Genomic DNA, 14,493 nt, shown 5'->3' with positions numbered 1-14,493 from the left:
CGGTTCCCGGTTTGCAGGGCCGTTGGTGTTGCCGCGCGTCAGTCGGTGCCGTCGCGGAGGCCGCGGATGGCGCCGAGCAGGTGTTCGGCCCGTTCGCGGCCGGACGTGGCCTCGGCGAGGTGGCGGTTGACCTCCTGGAGCTGGCGGCTGCGTTCGGCGGCGTCCATCTTCAGGGCCTTGTCGACCTCCCGGAGTTCGCCCTCGATCGCCTCGATGCGCCGGGTCAGGGCGTCGTCGAGGGCCAGCGACAGCTGCTGTTCGGCCTCGATGAGCTGTTCCGAGACCAGCTGGTCGAGGGTCGACCGGGCGTCCGCGATGGCCTCGGTGAGCCACTGCTTCATGTGCTGCTTGTCCGCGGCGTGCTTGCGGATCCGCGCCATCCACCAGCCGGCTCCGAGCCCGAGCACGATCGTCACCGGGAGCACGACCGGGTTCAGCGCGGCGATCCCCAGCCCGGCCAGCGGCATCGCCGCCGCGCGTCCCACGCCGAGACCACCGGAAACGCCCATGAACACCAGCAGCTTGTCCTCCGCGGTCGGCGGCCGGCGGTCCGGCGGGCGCAGCGCGACCGGTGCCTGCACGCCGCGCGCGAACTGCGAGCGGATCACGTCCAGCTCCTCGGCGGAGAACAGCTCCGCCAACGACTGCTCGGCCACCGCCGCCAGCCGCGCCGACAGCATCGCCGAGACCCGCGACGACGCCATCTGCAGCGCGATGTCGACCTGCTGCGGCAGTTCGGGCAGGCGGTGCCGGTCGGCGGTGTCGATCTCGCGGCGGAACCAGTTCTGCACCTCGCGCACCTGGCGGGTGACCTCGTGGCTGGACTCGACGCGGGTGCGCTGGATCTCGCCGCGCAACCGGACCTGCCAGCCGCGGGTCGACGACCGGCGCGCCGCGTGCAGTTCGTCGCGGCGGCGGCGCAGCGCCTCCGCCTCGTCCTCGCCGACGGTCAGCGCCCGCTTCTCGGACTCCAGCTTCGCGGTCAGCTCACCGAGCACTGTGGACAGCGCGCGCATCGTGTTGGCCTCGCCGAGCATCGCCGACCGGCCGCCGATCAGCCGTTCCAGCTCGGCGCGCAGCTCGGCGATCCCGGACTTCTGCCGGAGCAGCTCGGCGGCCTGCTCGCTCGGCGCGGTGGCCGCGAGGTCCTGCATGCGGGCCGACACCGGGTGGATCGGCGCGTCGGCGAAGCGCGGCGCGTGCGCCGCGAGCAGCCTGCGGTCCTCCTCCAGGACCTGCCGCCAGCCGCGGTGCTGGTCGGTCTTGGCCAGCGCGAACACCACGGTCTCCACCCGTTCCGCGGCTTTGTGCAGGAAGTCCAGCTCGCCGCGGGTGAACGGGGCCGAGGCGTCGACGACGAACAGCAGCGCGGTCGCCGCTGCCGCCGCCTCCAGCGCCAGCTCGCCGTGCACGGTCCGCAGTCCGCCGACGCCCGGAGTGTCCACAACGGTCACCCGGGAGAGCTCGTCGAGCGGTGCCTCGACGCGGACGTAGCGCGGTGGCAGCGCGCCTTCCGGCAGCTGCCCGCCGGCCTTGGTCCAGTCGGGCAGCTCGGCGAGGTCGAAGCGCACCGGGTCCTGCTTGCCCGGGTAGCACGCGTAGGCCGCCCACTCCGAACCGCGCTCGAACCGCAGGTACGTCGCGGTCGCCACATCGGCGTCCACAGGGGACAGTCCGGGCTGGCCCAGCAGGGCGTTGACCAGGGAGCTCTTGCCCCGGTTCGTCTCGCCGACCACCACGACGCCGGGGGTCTTCGGGCGGCTGCGGCGCACCTGGTCGACCCACTCGGCGGCGGCGGAATCGGCTTCGCGGAGCAGCGCGAGCAGCTTGTCCCGGGTCTGCTTCACCTGTTGCGGCAGGCCCGCGGCCACCGCGATTCCGGACGCCGGAGTGGTCATCGACGCTCCTCCCTCATCTCGGCCGGGGCGGCTCGGGACGCGACTGGTACACCGTGACGATCGGCGCGCGCAGCAGCCGGTCGCGGTCGGCGAAGCCGACCACCTCGGTCTCGGCGATCACACCGTCCAGCTGCGGGTCGTCGGTGGGCACGGTGCCGCCCGCCTCGTGGTGCGCCGGGTCGAACCGCTCCCCGTCCGGGCGCAGCGCGGCGACCCCGACGCCGTCGAGCCCCTCGACCAGCCGTTCCACCACGCCCGAGCTGCGGGCGCGGTCCAGCGCGTACAGGCACAGCCGGATCAGCTCCGCCCGTTCGGCGAGCGCGCGGCTGAGCGGATCGGTGCGGGGGTCACTCGTCACGGCGGTCATGTCTGTCCCCTGCTCGGCGTCGGTGTCCGGGTCCGCGTCCGGCCCCGCTGACCGCTCGGACGTCCCCGACGGCGCCTCGGTTCCACCTTCGGGTGAAATCTTCGCGCGCTTCCGCCACACCGCGTCATCACCCCGACCGCAGCTGCTGCCAGATCAGGAAGTAGGCCCGGTGCACCACGTGCGCGATGCGGCTCTGCGCCGGGGTCGCGCCGAACGACGAGAACGACCGCCACCAGCTCGCGCGTTCCAGCGCGTAGTCGGCGAGCTCGGTCCGCGGGCGTCCCGGCAGGCCCAGCTGCTCGGCGACGTCCGTGCCACCGCCGACCCGCACGACCTCCTCGGCCAGGTCGTCCGGCAGCACCACCGCGCCCGAGGCCACCAGCGTCAACGCCTCCAGCACGCGCATCTGGTGCGCCTCCGGGCGGGCCAGCAGCACCTCGATCGCGTCGTGCACCCGCTGCCGCTCGCCGTGATCGCCGGAGGCGTGCGCGAGCGCGGTGACCGAGGCGAGCGCGGCGGCGGCCTTGATGCCGTCCGCCCGCGCCCGGAACACCCCTTCGAGCCGGTTCAGCACCGCGGCCAGCCCCGACGCGTCGAGCAACCTGCGGCGCAACTCGCCCGCGGTGATCTCCGGTTCGCCGTCGATCGCCTCCAGCGCGCACCGGACGCCGAACAGGTCCATCCGCTCCAGCAACCGGTTCCGCGTCCCGACCGGGACCTCGCACTCCCACCCGGTGAACAGGTCGGCGGACAGCAGCAGCGTCTCCCGGGTGGTCGCGTCCAACCGCGCCAGCGCGCGCAGCGCCTCGGCGTCCGCCGAGGTGAACCCGCCGGTCTCGGCGGTCTCGGCGAGCAGCCCGATCACCGGGAGCACGTCGGCCACCCGCGGTCGCAGCAGCCCGGCCTGCTTCTCGGCCAGCGCGGACGCGGCCCGCCACACGTCGCCGTCGGCGCCCGCCACCGAGTCGGGTTCGATCGTGTCCGCCTTGTTCAGCACCGCGATCGCGTTCACCGGGCCCGCCTCGCGTCCGGCCGTCGCGGCGGTGAACGCCGCGAGCGCCTGCTCGTCGTCGGCGCGCACACCCTGGGTGACCACGTAGAGCACCGCCTCGGCGCCCGCCACCGCGCTGCGCGAGACCGGGTCCAGCTCCCCGTCGTCGTCCATCCCGAGCAGTTCCTCGGTGCGGGCCACCGACGCGGCGTCCAGCGAACCCAGGCCCGGGGTGTCGATGACCGTGAGGTCGCGCAGCACGGCGTTGGTCAGGTACGCCTCCAGGTGCGAGACCTTGTCCACGTCCACGCCCAGGTCGGCCGGGATGGCCCCGTCGGCGTCGAATGGCAGCGCCTGCCTGCCGCCGTCGTCGAAGACCACCTCGACCCGGTCCACGGTGCCGTACTGGAAGCGCGTGACCAGCCGGGTGCACTCGCCCACGTCGGTCGGTGCGACCCGCCGCCCGATCAGCGCGTTGACCAGTGTGGACTTCCCGGACTTGATCCGTCCGGCCACCGCGACCTGCAGCGGTGCCGACAACCTCCGCAGCACCTCGTCGAAGCCGGCGGCGGTGCGCTCGCAGACCTGCGGTCGCAGCCCGGTGCACAGCCGGGCGACGGCGGCGGACAGCGGTCCCGGCCAGTGCTGGTGCTCCGTCGCAGCGCTCACCGCCGCCCTTTCGAACTCCTCGGACCTGCTGGGCGCGTCCATCCTGCCACGCCGTCCGGTCCGCTCGGGCCCGCGACGTACGACCCGGGTCTGACGCGGAATCCCGCCCGTGGAATGACGCGGCCGGTGCGGTCCCGTCCCTAACCTCTTGGAGTGCGGAGTTTCAGCCTCTGGTTGCGCGCCCACCCGCTGGTCGGGGACAGCGCGATCGCCGCGTTCGTGCTGCTGTCGCACCTCGGGCAGGCCACCGGGGAGACCCACCGCCCGGACCCGGGGTGGTGGTCGGTGGTCACGTCGGTGGTCGTCGGCCTGCTGCTGGCCGGGCCGCTGGCCGTGCGGCGGCGCTGGCCGGTCTGGTCGGCCTACGTGGCGCTGGCCGGGTTGGCGCTGTCGTTGGTGCACCCGGACGTCGATTCCTCGCTCGCGCTGCTCGCGCCGTGCTTCATGATCTACACGCTGGTCGCCGACGTCGGGCGGCGGGCCGCCCTGCTCTACTCCGCGCTGGTCGGGCTGCTCTTCGCGTCCCGGGTGTTCGGCAGCGGGCGGCCGTTCGAGGAATTGCCGGTGGTGCTCGGGTTCCTGCTGGCCTTCTACGTGGTGGTGGCCGGTTTCTGCTGGGTGCTGGGCGAGTTCGTGGGCGCCCGCCGGGCGTACCACTCCGCCGTCGAGCAACGCCTGCGCAGCCTGGAGTTCGAGCGCGACCAGCAGGCGCGGATCGCGGTCGCCGAGGAGCGCAACCGCATCGCCCGGGAGATCCACGACGTGCTGGCGCACTCGATCAGCGTCATGGTCACGCAGGCGGACGGGGCGCGGTACGCGCTGCACCGCAAACCCGAACTCGCCGAGCGGGCGCTCGGTGCGATCGGCTCCACCGGGCGCGACGCGCTCAACGAGCTCCGCGGCCTGCTCTCGGTGCTGCGCAACCCGGGCGAGGACGACGTGCGGGCGCCGCAGCCGACCGCGACCGGACTGGTGGACCTGGTGGACCGGGTCCGCAGCCTGGGGCTGGACGTGGCGCTGGAGGTCACCGGCGACTTCGCCGCGCTGCCCACCGGGATCGGGCTCAGCGTCTACCGCATCGTCCAGGAGTCGCTGACCAACAGCCTCAAGCACGGCGGGCCCGGCACCGCCGCCTCGGTGCGCGCCGTGCACGACGGTCGGCGCGTCGTGCTGGACGTCGTCGACGACGGTGGCACCGCGCGAACGCCCGAGCTGGCCTCGGGCGGCAACGGGCTGATCGGCATGCGGGAACGCGCCGCCATCTACGGCGGCGACCTGCGCGCCGGGCCGCGCGAAGGCGGCGGGTGGTGCGTACACGCCGAGCTACCCCTCGACCGGGCGGTCGACACCGCGGCCGACCACGGGGAATCCGGCGTTGCGAGGGAGCGCACACGCGCGCGGTAGCGGACTCGGCGCACCGCTCTGCCAGACTTGTCGGCCATGGTTTCCGTGCTGCTGGTGGACGACCAGGAACTCATGCGCATGGGGTTCCGCATGGTGCTCGATGCGCAGGACGACCTGGACGTCGTCGGCGAGGCGGGCAACGGTGCCGAGGCCGTCGAGCTCACCGCGAGCCTGCGCCCGGACGTGGTGCTGATGGACATCCGGATGCCCGTGCTCGACGGCGTCGAGGCGACCCGCCGCATCGCCGCGGCGCAGAGTGCGAAAGTGCTGGTCATGACCACGTTCGACCTCGACGAGTACGCGCTGGCGGCGCTGCGCGGCGGGGCCAGCGGCTTCCTGCTCAAGGACACCCCGCCGGAGGACCTGGTCTCCGCGGTGCGGGCGGTGGCCAGCGGCGACGCGGTCGTCTCGCCCAGCGTGACCAAGCGGCTGCTCGACCGCTTCCTCGGCGGCTCCGGCGGCCAGCTGCGCGACCCGTCGGTGCTCGACGTGCTCACCGGGCGGGAGCGGGAGGTCCTGGTGCTGGTGGCCAAGGGCCTGTCCAACTCCGAGATCGCGGAGCGGCTGTTCCTGTCCGAGGCGACGGTGAAGACCCATCTGGGGCGCATCCTGTCCAAACTGGACCTGCGGGACCGGGTCCAGGCGGTCGTGCTCGCCTACGAGACCGGGCTCGTCAAGCCCGGTGAGGCGTGAGCTGCGCCTCGCGCCCGCCACAACCCGCTCCGACGCGCCTACCCTGCGAAGGTGTCCGACACCGCGTGGAAGCCCCGACTGGTGGCGCTGGACGTCGACGGGACGCTGCTCGACCCCGCCACCCAGACCGTGTCCGATGTGGTCCGATCCGCCGTGCGGCGCGCCGTCGACGCCGGCGCGCAGGTGGTCGTCGCCACCGGGCGCAGCGTGCTCGGCACCGCCCCGATCCTGGACGAACTCGGGCTGACCAGCGGTGTCGCGCTGTGCTCCAACGGTGCGGTGGTGGCCGACGCGGCCACCCGCGAGGTGCTGTCGGTGCAGACCTTCGACCCGGCGCCGGTGGTGGCCGAGCTCACCACCCGGCTGCCCGGCGCGAGTTTCGCCGTCGAGCAGATCGGCACCGGAAGTCTCGTCACCAGCAAGTTCCGCGAACACCAGCTGCACGGACCGCAGCAGCTGGCCAGCCTCGACGAACTGGCCGCCGAGCCGGTGCCGCGGCTGATCGCCAGCTGGGACGAGCACGACCCGGCGGAGGTCCTGGCCGTGCTGGACGGCGCGGCACTGCCCGGTTGCACCTTCACCATCGACCACTACGAGCCGTGGGTGACCGTGGTGCCGCGCGGCGTCACCAAGGGTGCCGTGCTGGAGAAGATCCGCGCTGAGCAGGGGATTCCCGCCGAGGACACCTTCGCCGCGGGGGACGGCGACAACGACGTCCAGATGTTGCGGTGGGCGGCGCACGGCGTCGCCATGGGGCAGGCGCCCGAGATCGTGCGCGCCGCCGCCGACGAGGTCACCGGTCCCGTCGCCGAGGACGGCCTGGCCACCGCGCTGGACCGCTGGTTCCGCTGAGGCCCCGGGGCTTCCCGGAGGGCCGTCGGGGCACCGTCATACCTGGGTCTGACCCGAAGTCCAGACCGCGGTCCGATGCCGGAGCACGCCGCGCGCGGGCAGCCTGGATCCGTCGGCCCGGTCCGGGTCGGCGAGAGGTCTTCGCGGCACAGGAGTGATCATGATCGAGGCGCACGGCCTCACCAAACGCTACGGGCCTAAGGTGGCGGTGAACGACCTGTCGTTCACCGTGAAACCCGGCCACGTCACCGGATTCCTCGGACCGAACGGCGCGGGCAAGTCGACCACCATGCGGATGATGCTCGGCCTGGACCGGCCGACGTCCGGGCAGGTGCTCATCGACGGCAAGCCGTACCACGAGCTCAAGCACCCGCTGCGGACCGTGGGCGCCCTGCTCGACGCGAAGTGGGTGCACCCCAACCGTTCCGCGCGTTCCCACCTGCGCTGGCTGGCCAAGTCCAACGGCATCGCCGCGAGCCGGGTGGACCAGGTGCTCGGGATGGTCGGGCTGTCCGACGTCGCCGGGCGCAGGGCGGGTGGCTTCTCGCTCGGCATGTCGCAGCGGCTCGGGATCGCCGCGGCACTGCTGGGAGATCCGCAGATCCTGCTGTTCGACGAGCCGGTGAACGGGCTCGACCCGGAGGGCATCCACTGGATCCGCCGGTTCATGCAGGGCCTGGCGGCCGAGGGCCGGACCGTCTTCGTCTCCAGCCACCTGCTGTCCGAGATGTCGCTGACCGCCGAGGAACTCGTGGTGATCGGCCGCGGTCAGCTGATCGCGCAGTGCAGCACCGAGGAGTTCGTCAACGGGGCGGGCAGCCGGTCCGTGCTGGTCCGCTCCCCGCAGGCGCAGCAGTTGCGGCAGCTCCTCGCGCAGCGCGGGTTGCGCGCCCAGGAATCCGAACCGAACACCCTTGTCATCGACGACGCCACGACCGACCAGGTCGGCGAACTCGCCGCCCAGAACGGCGTCGTCCTGCACGAACTCACCCCGCAACGGGGCTCGTTGGAAGACGCCTTCATGCAGCTGACCAGTCAGGCAGTCGAATACCACACCGCGCTCGGCAACGGCGCGGCCGAACCGACTTCGGTGGGGAGGTGAACCCGGTGACGCTGCTCGCGGCCGAAAGGATCAAGCTCTTCTCCACCCGCTCGCCGTGGTGGTGCATCGCCACCGCCCTGGTGCTGACGATCGGGTTCACCTCGGCCCTCGCGCTGAACACCGAAGCGGTGCCCGTGGGGGCGACCCAGGCGGGCCACCAGTTCGGGCTGATGGTGGTCATGGTGCTGGCCGCGCTGTCGGTCACCACCGAGTACCGCTTCGGCACCATCCGCGCCACGTTCCAGGCGGTCCCGAACCGGACGGCCGCACTGCTGGCCAAGACGGTCGTCGTGGCCGTGGTGGCGCTGCTGATCGGCGAGGCCTGCGCGTTCGGCTCGCTCGGTGCGGCGGCGGTCCTGGCGCCGCAGTCGAACCTGGCGCTGGACTCCGCCGACGCGTGGCGCCACGTGGCCGGGGTGGGCCTGGTGTTCGCGCTCACCGCGGTGCTGGCCGTGGCGGTCGGCACGCTGCTGCGGCAGACCGCGGGCGCGGTGACGCTGCTGCTGCTCTGGTCGCTGCTGGTGGAGAACCTGGTGCAGCTGATCCCGAGGATCGGCGGCGACCTGCACCAGTGGATGCCGTTCACCATGGCGGACAACTTCCTGGGCGCCGACTCCGCGTTCCCGCGGGACGTGCCGCTGGGGCCGTGGGGCTCGCTGGGTTACTTCGCCGGCGTCGCAGTGGTGCTGCTGGCGATCGCGGTGGCGGTGGCGAACCGCCGCGATGCGTGAACCTTCCATGATCAACTGAGCGTTGGTCCTGCTGGCGCCCGGGATGGCAAAACGTTACCCGGGGCGGCCGAGAGGCTGGTCACGTCGACCGATAGGATCGCGGGCAAGATCGAGCCGCGAACGGTGAGGACGTCCTGCCGGGACCGGTCCGACCTGGACGTCCGGAGTGGACGGTCGTGCGCACCGTCCACCGCGGACCGGCACGCACAATCGACCGACTGCACCAGCGCTCGGGGGCGCCGGCGGTCGGGACGGGGGAGGGCCCGGGCTGTCATTCGGGGGATGGCCCGGGCCCTGTGCCGTTCAGGGGCCCGTCGTTGAACTCCTCGTGCACGGCGGTCGGAACCCCGTCAGACGGCCGGTCGGACGACCAGCACCGGGCAGGCGGCGTGCCGCACGCACTGCTCCGCGACGGACCCCAGCATCAGCCCGGCGAACCCGCCGCGACCGCGGTGGCCGACGACGAGCAGATCCGCGCCCCGGGACGCGGACAGCAGCGCCTGCGGCGACGGCGAGTGCACGATGTGGATCCGCAGGTCCAGGGTGACGCGGTCGGGGACGTGCTCCGCCACGATCCGCTCGGTGTCGGCCCGCACGGCTTCCTGGAACTGCTCCATGCTCGGCACCACGCTCGCCGGGACGTCCGCCGGTCGCGGAGCGGTGCGGATGCTCCAGGCGCGCACCACGTGCAGCACCGCCTGGCGCCTGCGCGCCTCCTCGGCCGCGAATTCGAGGGCCCGCGCGGCGGAGGCGGAGCTGTCGACGCCGACGACGACCCCGCCGTCGACGTGCACGCGCTCGATGGTCCGGTCCACCACACCCCCCACTGGAACCGCCCGGCACGACGTTGTCGACCCGAGGGGCGCCCGGGCGTGCAGAACCACCGACAAGTGTGACGTTGACCACACTGCGTCATTGTTCTGGGGGCCTGTGGTAAGGCATAAGGAGAACCAGTCTCCGGCCAGCGATGTTTGGGGGCGTGCGCTGACCGAGGGCGGCCCGGTTTCGAGGGCTCGCGACTTCTCAACAGCAGATGGGGTGGGCCAATGGCGTATTCGTCGGAATTGCCGGTCATGTGGGCGCGTCAGTCCGGTGGACGTGTTCGTCGTCCGCACGACGTCCAGCTGGAACCCGTGCCACGGCTGGAGTGGTCACTGGCGACCGAGTCCCACCCTCCCGCGCACGAAGCCGCCACTCCCGCTTCGCTGCGCCGCAGCTGGATCCACACCGCACCCGAGCAGCAGGTGCTCGACCTGTACCGCGAGCTGCACGGCTCCGCCCGGCGGCTGCCCGCGCCCTGGTGGCTGCGCGCGCTGGACCGGGGCGAACTGCCGTCGCGGTCCAGCGGCTTCCGGATCGAGGACGAGGTCCACTCGCTGCTCACCGGCCGCCCCGGCTGGGTGTTCGTGCCGTGGGCCGCAGCCGGCGAGGCGGGCTACTGGGAGTACGCCCCGTCCGATCGGGAACCGATGAAGATGCCGACCACCGTCGTGCTCACCGACGCGCACACCGGCTGGCTGAACGTGATCCCCGCGCACCGCGACGAACCGCCGCTGCCGGTGCCGATCGGGCGAGTGCCGGGGCTGGTCTCGGCGCTGCCGCAGATCGAATCCTGGTGACCCGGCTCCCGGCGGGTCGGCTGCCCCGCCGGGTTTGCGATACTGGGTTCCCGTGAGTGCTCCTGACCAGCAGGTTCCGTTCCGCCGTACGGTCGTCAGCTACGTCCAGCGCGGCGAGCGCATGACAGTGGGCCAGCAGAAGGCGTGGGACCGGCACTGGTCGGAACTCGGATCCGAGGTGACCGAGCTGCCCGAGGGGCCGCTCGACACGACGAGCTGGTTCGGCCGGACCGCGCCTGTGGTGCTCGAAATCGGGTCCGGGATGGGCGAGACGACCGCGCAGCTGGCGGCGGCCCAGCCCGACGTCAACTACCTGGCCGTCGAGGTCTACAAGCCGGGCCTGGCCCAGCTGATGCTCCGCGCGGAGCACCTCGGCGTGACGAACCTGCGGCTGCTGCGCGGCGACGCGATCGTGCTGCTGCGCGAGCACGTCGAGTCGGCTTCGCTGTCCGAGGTGCGGATCTACTTCCCCGACCCGTGGCCGAAGAAGCGCCACCACAAGCGCCGGTTGGTGCAGACGGCCTCGGTGGAACTGATCGCCTCCCGGCTCCGGCCGGGCGGTGTGCTGCACCTGGCGACCGACTGGGAGAACTACGCCGAGCAGATGATGGAGGTCTGCACGGCCGAACCGGCGCTGCGCAACCGGTTCGCCGACGCGCCGGGCGGCTGGGCGCCGCGTCCCGAGTGGCGGCCGGTCACCAAGTTCGAGAACCGGGCCCACGACGAGGGCCGGGTGGTGCACGACCTCATCTTCGAGCGCGTCTGATCCGGGGCCTCGGCCCCTACCGGCTGCGCCACGCGACGCGCTTTGGGAACGTTGCCCGGTCGCCGCTGGCCCGGTGGCGGGTGGACGCGTCGTCCACGAGGTCCGGCAGAATCGAGCTGACCGCCATCATGCAGAGCACGATCATCGCCAGGACGGTTCCCGCGGTGGTGAGCGTTCCTACGAACATCGGTGAGTACCTCCCCCGGTACGTTTCCTCGTCTTGCTCCACAGCGTCGCCCGCGGCACGTCGTCCGCGGATCGGCCAAGTGGTCATCGGCGGGTGGCCGTCCGGATGGTTTCCGCGGACCGGACGGCCACCCGGGTTCATTCGTCGGAGACCGGTTCGGCGCTGACCCGGCGCAGCATCGGCCCGGACGACGACGCCGCCAGCACCGAGACCACGACGCCGACCACGACCGGCGTCAGCAGCCACGGGGTGAACACCTGCGGCGCGCCGTCGAACAGCGTCAGCAGGCCCAGCCCGACGGCGATCCCGCCCGCTCCGGCGCCGAGGGTCGCCACCAGCGCGGGCAGCGCCGCCTCGGTGCGCAGGGCGCGTCCGAGCACCGGCAGGGGCGTTCCGGCCGCGATCAGCGCGCTGAAGGTGCGGCGCCGGTCGATGACCGAGGACGCCGCCGTGATCGCGGCGCTGCAACCGGCGAGCAGCGTCGCCAGGGACAGCCCGATCGCGGTGATCCGCCGCAGGTCGGACAGGGTCGTCCGCTGCTCGTGGAGCATGATCTCCCGGCTTCGGACCTCGGAGCCGGGAACCGCCCGCACCAACGCGGTGCGCACCTGCTCCCGGTCGGCGCCGCTCGGGGCCACCACCAGCGTCGTCGTCGCGTCCCCGTCGACCCGCGGCACCAGCGCGGGGTCGATCAGCACGCGGTCCCGCACGCCGGCCGGCTGCGGCGGCAGGCGGCGCACCGGGACTCCCGGGGGCAGCGGGGTCGCCTTCGCCTCCCGTCCGAAGGAGCTCTGCACGGCCAGACCCGACGTCGGCACGTCCTCGCCGGGGTCGACGAGCACGCCGGGCGGCCCGGCGCACGACCCGACCGCCAGCCGGGTCACCGCGGCCGCGTCCCGGCAGCTGATCGCCATCGCGGGCACGTCCGCGCCGTCCGGGGTGCTCAACCGCACGTCGTCGATCCGGACGACCGGGGCGGGAACGCCGACGCGGGCGAGTTCGTCGGCGATCCGCTGCTTCGCGGAGTCGGCCTGCGCCGCCTCGACGTCCACGTACATCGCGGAGTCGACGTAGGACCGGCCGCCGCCGGTCATCGACTCGAAGCTCGGCAGCAGCGTCAGCGCCAGCGTCCCGGCGAAGACCGCGAGCACCACCCCGGACACCGAGCGGTACGCGGCCTTGGGGTCGCTGCACAGCCGCCGTCCCGCCAGCAGCAGCGCCGGTCGGCGCCACAGCCGGGTGAACAACCGGCCCAGCGCTCCGGTCACCCACGGGCCCACCACGGACGCCGCGAGCACGATCGCGGCCAGCCCCGCCAACAGCACTTCGGTGCCGCCGGACTTCTCGGCCTGCGCCAGGCCGAACGCGAAGAACAGCGCGACGACGGCCAGCGCCAGCAGCCGCCACGCGGTGGGCTTCTTCCGGGTGTGCTGCATGGCCGCCCCGACCGGGGTCCGCACCACGCGGCGCAGCGCGAGCACCGCCGCGCCGACCACCAGCAGCGGAACGCCGACCGCGGTCGTGAGGACGGTCCCGACCGGGGGCGCGAAGTCCGACGGCAGCCAGGTTCCGCCGCCCCACGGCACGTTCGTGCCGAGGTAGCGCAGCGGCCAGCTCAGCAGCAGCCCGGCCAGGGTTCCGGACACCGCGGCCACCGCGGTCTCCGCCGCGACCGCCCACACCACCTGGGCGGGCGTCGCACCCGCCAACCGCAGCGCGGCCAGGCGGCGTTCCCGGCGGGCGGCGGTCAGCCGGGAGGCCGAGGCGACCAGCACCAGGCTCGGCACCGACAGCAGCACGATGCCCACGCCCGCCAGCAGGTCGAGCATCTGGTCCGAGCTGCCCACCGCCGGGCTGCCGCCGCTGTCCGCCGACCGCTGGAGGGTGCCCGGCGCGTGCCCGACGACCGCGACCAGCTGCTCCGGGTACTTCAGCGAACCGGGTTCCAGCACACCGACGACCGAGCCGGGGAACCGGTCCGCCAGCTGGTCGTCCGGCCTGTCCCGGACCAGGTCCGCCAGCTGCGGGGACAGCAGCACCTGCCCCGGCGCGGGCAGCCGTTGCGGGCCGCCCGGTGGCGGGGTCGGGTGCCCGGAGACGTCCAGCCGCACGATCTGCCGGTCGTCGACGTCGTCCTCGGTGGCGACCACGAAGTCGGTGGCCGAGGTCCCGGCGGTGCGCTGCCAGCCCGCCCGGTCCAGCCGCGCCTGCGTGGCGTGCGGCAGGGCGGCCAGGAACAGCACCAGGGCGGTGGCGACCGCGACGCCGGTCGCGGTGAGCAGCGCCGAGTACCGGGTCCGCGGGTCGACCCGCAGGGCCCGCAGGGCGAGGCGGACGGGGTTCATCCCACCACCGCCCGGTCGCTGACCTGCCCGTCGCGGATCTCCACGATCCGCCCGGCGCGGGCGGCCAGGTCGCGGTCGTGGGTCACGATGACCACGGCGGCTCCGGTCGCGGCGGCGGCCTGGAGCAACGCGTCGGTGGTCGCCTGCCCGGTGCGGGTGTCCAGCGCGCCCGTCGGCTCGTCGGCGAAGATCACCTTCGGCCGGTGCGCGAGTGCGCGGGCGATGGCGACGCGCTGCGCCTGGCCGCCGGACAGCTCGCCGGGCAGGCGCTTCTCCAGGCCCGCCAGGCCCAGCCGGTCCAGCCACTGGCGCGCCTCGGCGGTCGCCCGCGCGCGGTCGGCTCCGGCGAGCAGCAGCGGGAGCGCGGTGTTCTCGACCGCGGTCAGCTCGCCGACGAGCATGCCGTGCTGGAAGACGAACCCGAACTCGCGGCGGCGGAGCTCGCTGCGCTTGGCCTCGCCGAGGCGGTCGATGCGGTGCCCGTCCAGCACCACCTCGCCGCCGTCCGGCCGCAGGATGCCCGCGAGCACGTGCAGCAGCGTGGTCTTGCCGGAGCCGGACGGCCCGGCGATGGCCACCACCTCGCCAGCGTGGATGGTCACGTCCACCCCGGCCAGCGCGCGGTGCCGGCCGTAGTTCCGGACCAGGCCCCGGCCGACGAGGAAGGGACCGCGGGGTCTCGGGTGGCCCGCGTGGGGAAACGACACTGCCGATCCTCCTGTTCGTTCGAAAGGTCGGGTTCGAGCCTTCTCGGCGGGGTGCCGACGCGGATCGGCCCGCGGGTCGTCGGTCGAGATCAGCGGGTCGTCCGATCGGCCAGCCGATTCCGACCGTTCGGCCAAGGGCGGGTGGCCGCGGGCACGCACTAC

Annotated in this window: 14 protein-coding genes; 7 read left to right on the top strand and 7 right to left on the bottom strand. The window is 73.3% G+C overall.

Annotation, left to right across the window (positions count from 1 at the left end):
- Nucleotides 1-38 precede the first annotated feature (38 nt).
- From NV263_RS30165 to NV263_RS30155, 3 genes are read right to left on the bottom strand one after another with little or no spacing between them, the layout of a single operon-like run.
- Entirely contained in the window at nucleotides 39-1,898 is a 1,860-nt protein-coding gene (locus tag NV263_RS30165; RefSeq protein ID WP_263250209.1) for a dynamin family protein, read from the bottom strand.
- A gap of 13 nt (nucleotides 1,899-1,911) precedes the next feature.
- Nucleotides 1,912-2,364: a nucleotide exchange factor GrpE gene (locus NV263_RS30160; protein ID WP_425571198.1), complete on the bottom strand. Its 453-nt coding sequence runs from the start codon at nucleotides 2,362-2,364 to the stop codon at nucleotides 1,912-1,914.
- A gap of 28 nt (nucleotides 2,365-2,392) precedes the next feature.
- On the bottom strand, nucleotides 2,393-3,967 hold the full coding sequence (locus NV263_RS30155; protein WP_263250207.1) for a dynamin family protein: 1,575 nt from the start codon (nucleotides 3,965-3,967) through the stop codon (nucleotides 2,393-2,395).
- A 111-nt stretch (nucleotides 3,968-4,078) separates the two neighbouring features.
- On the opposite strand from NV263_RS30155, the gene NV263_RS30150 reads away from it, so the two are divergent.
- From NV263_RS30150 to NV263_RS30130, 5 genes are all read left to right on the top strand, one after another.
- Nucleotides 4,079-5,329 carry a sensor histidine kinase gene (locus NV263_RS30150; protein ID WP_263250206.1) on the top strand — a complete coding sequence of 417 codons (1,251 nt, stop codon included), beginning with the start codon at nucleotides 4,079-4,081 and terminating at the stop codon, nucleotides 5,327-5,329.
- Between the two features lie 36 nt (nucleotides 5,330-5,365).
- Complete coding sequence (locus NV263_RS30145; RefSeq protein ID WP_263250205.1) at nucleotides 5,366-6,022, top strand: response regulator; 657 nt, start codon at nucleotides 5,366-5,368, stop codon at nucleotides 6,020-6,022.
- Nucleotides 6,023-6,073: 51 nt separating this feature from the next.
- Nucleotides 6,074-6,874 carry an HAD family hydrolase gene (locus NV263_RS30140; RefSeq protein ID WP_263250204.1) on the top strand — a complete coding sequence of 267 codons (801 nt, stop codon included), beginning with the start codon at nucleotides 6,074-6,076 and terminating at the stop codon, nucleotides 6,872-6,874.
- 160 nt (nucleotides 6,875-7,034) lie between these two features.
- A complete protein-coding gene (locus NV263_RS30135; RefSeq protein WP_263250203.1) occupies nucleotides 7,035-7,976 on the top strand; it encodes an ABC transporter ATP-binding protein in 942 nt (313 codons plus the stop codon).
- Between the two features lie 5 nt (nucleotides 7,977-7,981).
- Nucleotides 7,982-8,707 (top strand): hypothetical protein, encoded by a 726-nt coding sequence (locus NV263_RS30130; RefSeq protein ID WP_263250202.1) that lies wholly within the window; start codon nucleotides 7,982-7,984, stop codon nucleotides 8,705-8,707.
- 350 nt (nucleotides 8,708-9,057) lie between these two features.
- On the opposite strand, the gene NV263_RS30125 is transcribed toward NV263_RS30130, so the two are convergent.
- Entirely contained in the window at nucleotides 9,058-9,522 is a 465-nt protein-coding gene (locus tag NV263_RS30125; RefSeq protein WP_263250201.1) for a universal stress protein, read from the bottom strand.
- Nucleotides 9,523-9,753: 231 nt separating this feature from the next.
- Between NV263_RS30125 and NV263_RS30120 the strand changes: the two genes are divergently transcribed.
- Nucleotides 9,754-10,326: a hypothetical protein gene (locus NV263_RS30120; RefSeq protein ID WP_263250200.1), complete on the top strand. Its 573-nt coding sequence runs from the start codon at nucleotides 9,754-9,756 to the stop codon at nucleotides 10,324-10,326.
- A gap of 121 nt (nucleotides 10,327-10,447) precedes the next feature.
- A complete protein-coding gene (gene trmB / locus NV263_RS30115) occupies nucleotides 10,448-11,092 on the top strand; it encodes a tRNA (guanosine(46)-N7)-methyltransferase TrmB (protein WP_263254438.1) in 645 nt (214 codons plus the stop codon).
- A 16-nt stretch (nucleotides 11,093-11,108) separates the two neighbouring features.
- Here trmB and NV263_RS30110 read toward each other — a convergent pair whose 3' ends face one another.
- From NV263_RS30110 to NV263_RS30100, 3 genes are all read right to left on the bottom strand, one after another.
- Nucleotides 11,109-11,279, bottom strand: a complete 171-nt coding sequence (locus NV263_RS30110) for a hypothetical protein (protein WP_263250199.1) — start codon at nucleotides 11,277-11,279, stop codon at nucleotides 11,109-11,111.
- 137 nt (nucleotides 11,280-11,416) lie between these two features.
- Complete coding sequence (locus NV263_RS30105; RefSeq protein WP_263250198.1) at nucleotides 11,417-13,624, bottom strand: FtsX-like permease family protein; 2,208 nt, start codon at nucleotides 13,622-13,624, stop codon at nucleotides 11,417-11,419.
- Nucleotides 13,621-14,331 (bottom strand): ABC transporter ATP-binding protein, encoded by a 711-nt coding sequence (locus NV263_RS30100; RefSeq protein ID WP_263250197.1) that lies wholly within the window; start codon nucleotides 14,329-14,331, stop codon nucleotides 13,621-13,623. Before NV263_RS30100 ends, NV263_RS30105 begins: the two co-directional genes overlap by 4 nt.
- Nucleotides 14,332-14,493: the final 162 nt, after the last annotated feature.

The sequence above is a fragment of the Saccharopolyspora rosea genome (genome assembly GCF_025643595.1).
GTDB lineage: Bacteria > Actinomycetota > Actinomycetes > Mycobacteriales > Pseudonocardiaceae > Saccharopolyspora > Saccharopolyspora rosea.
Note: the sequence above shows the minus strand (reverse complement) of the source record. Positions and strands in the feature narration are given on the sequence as shown.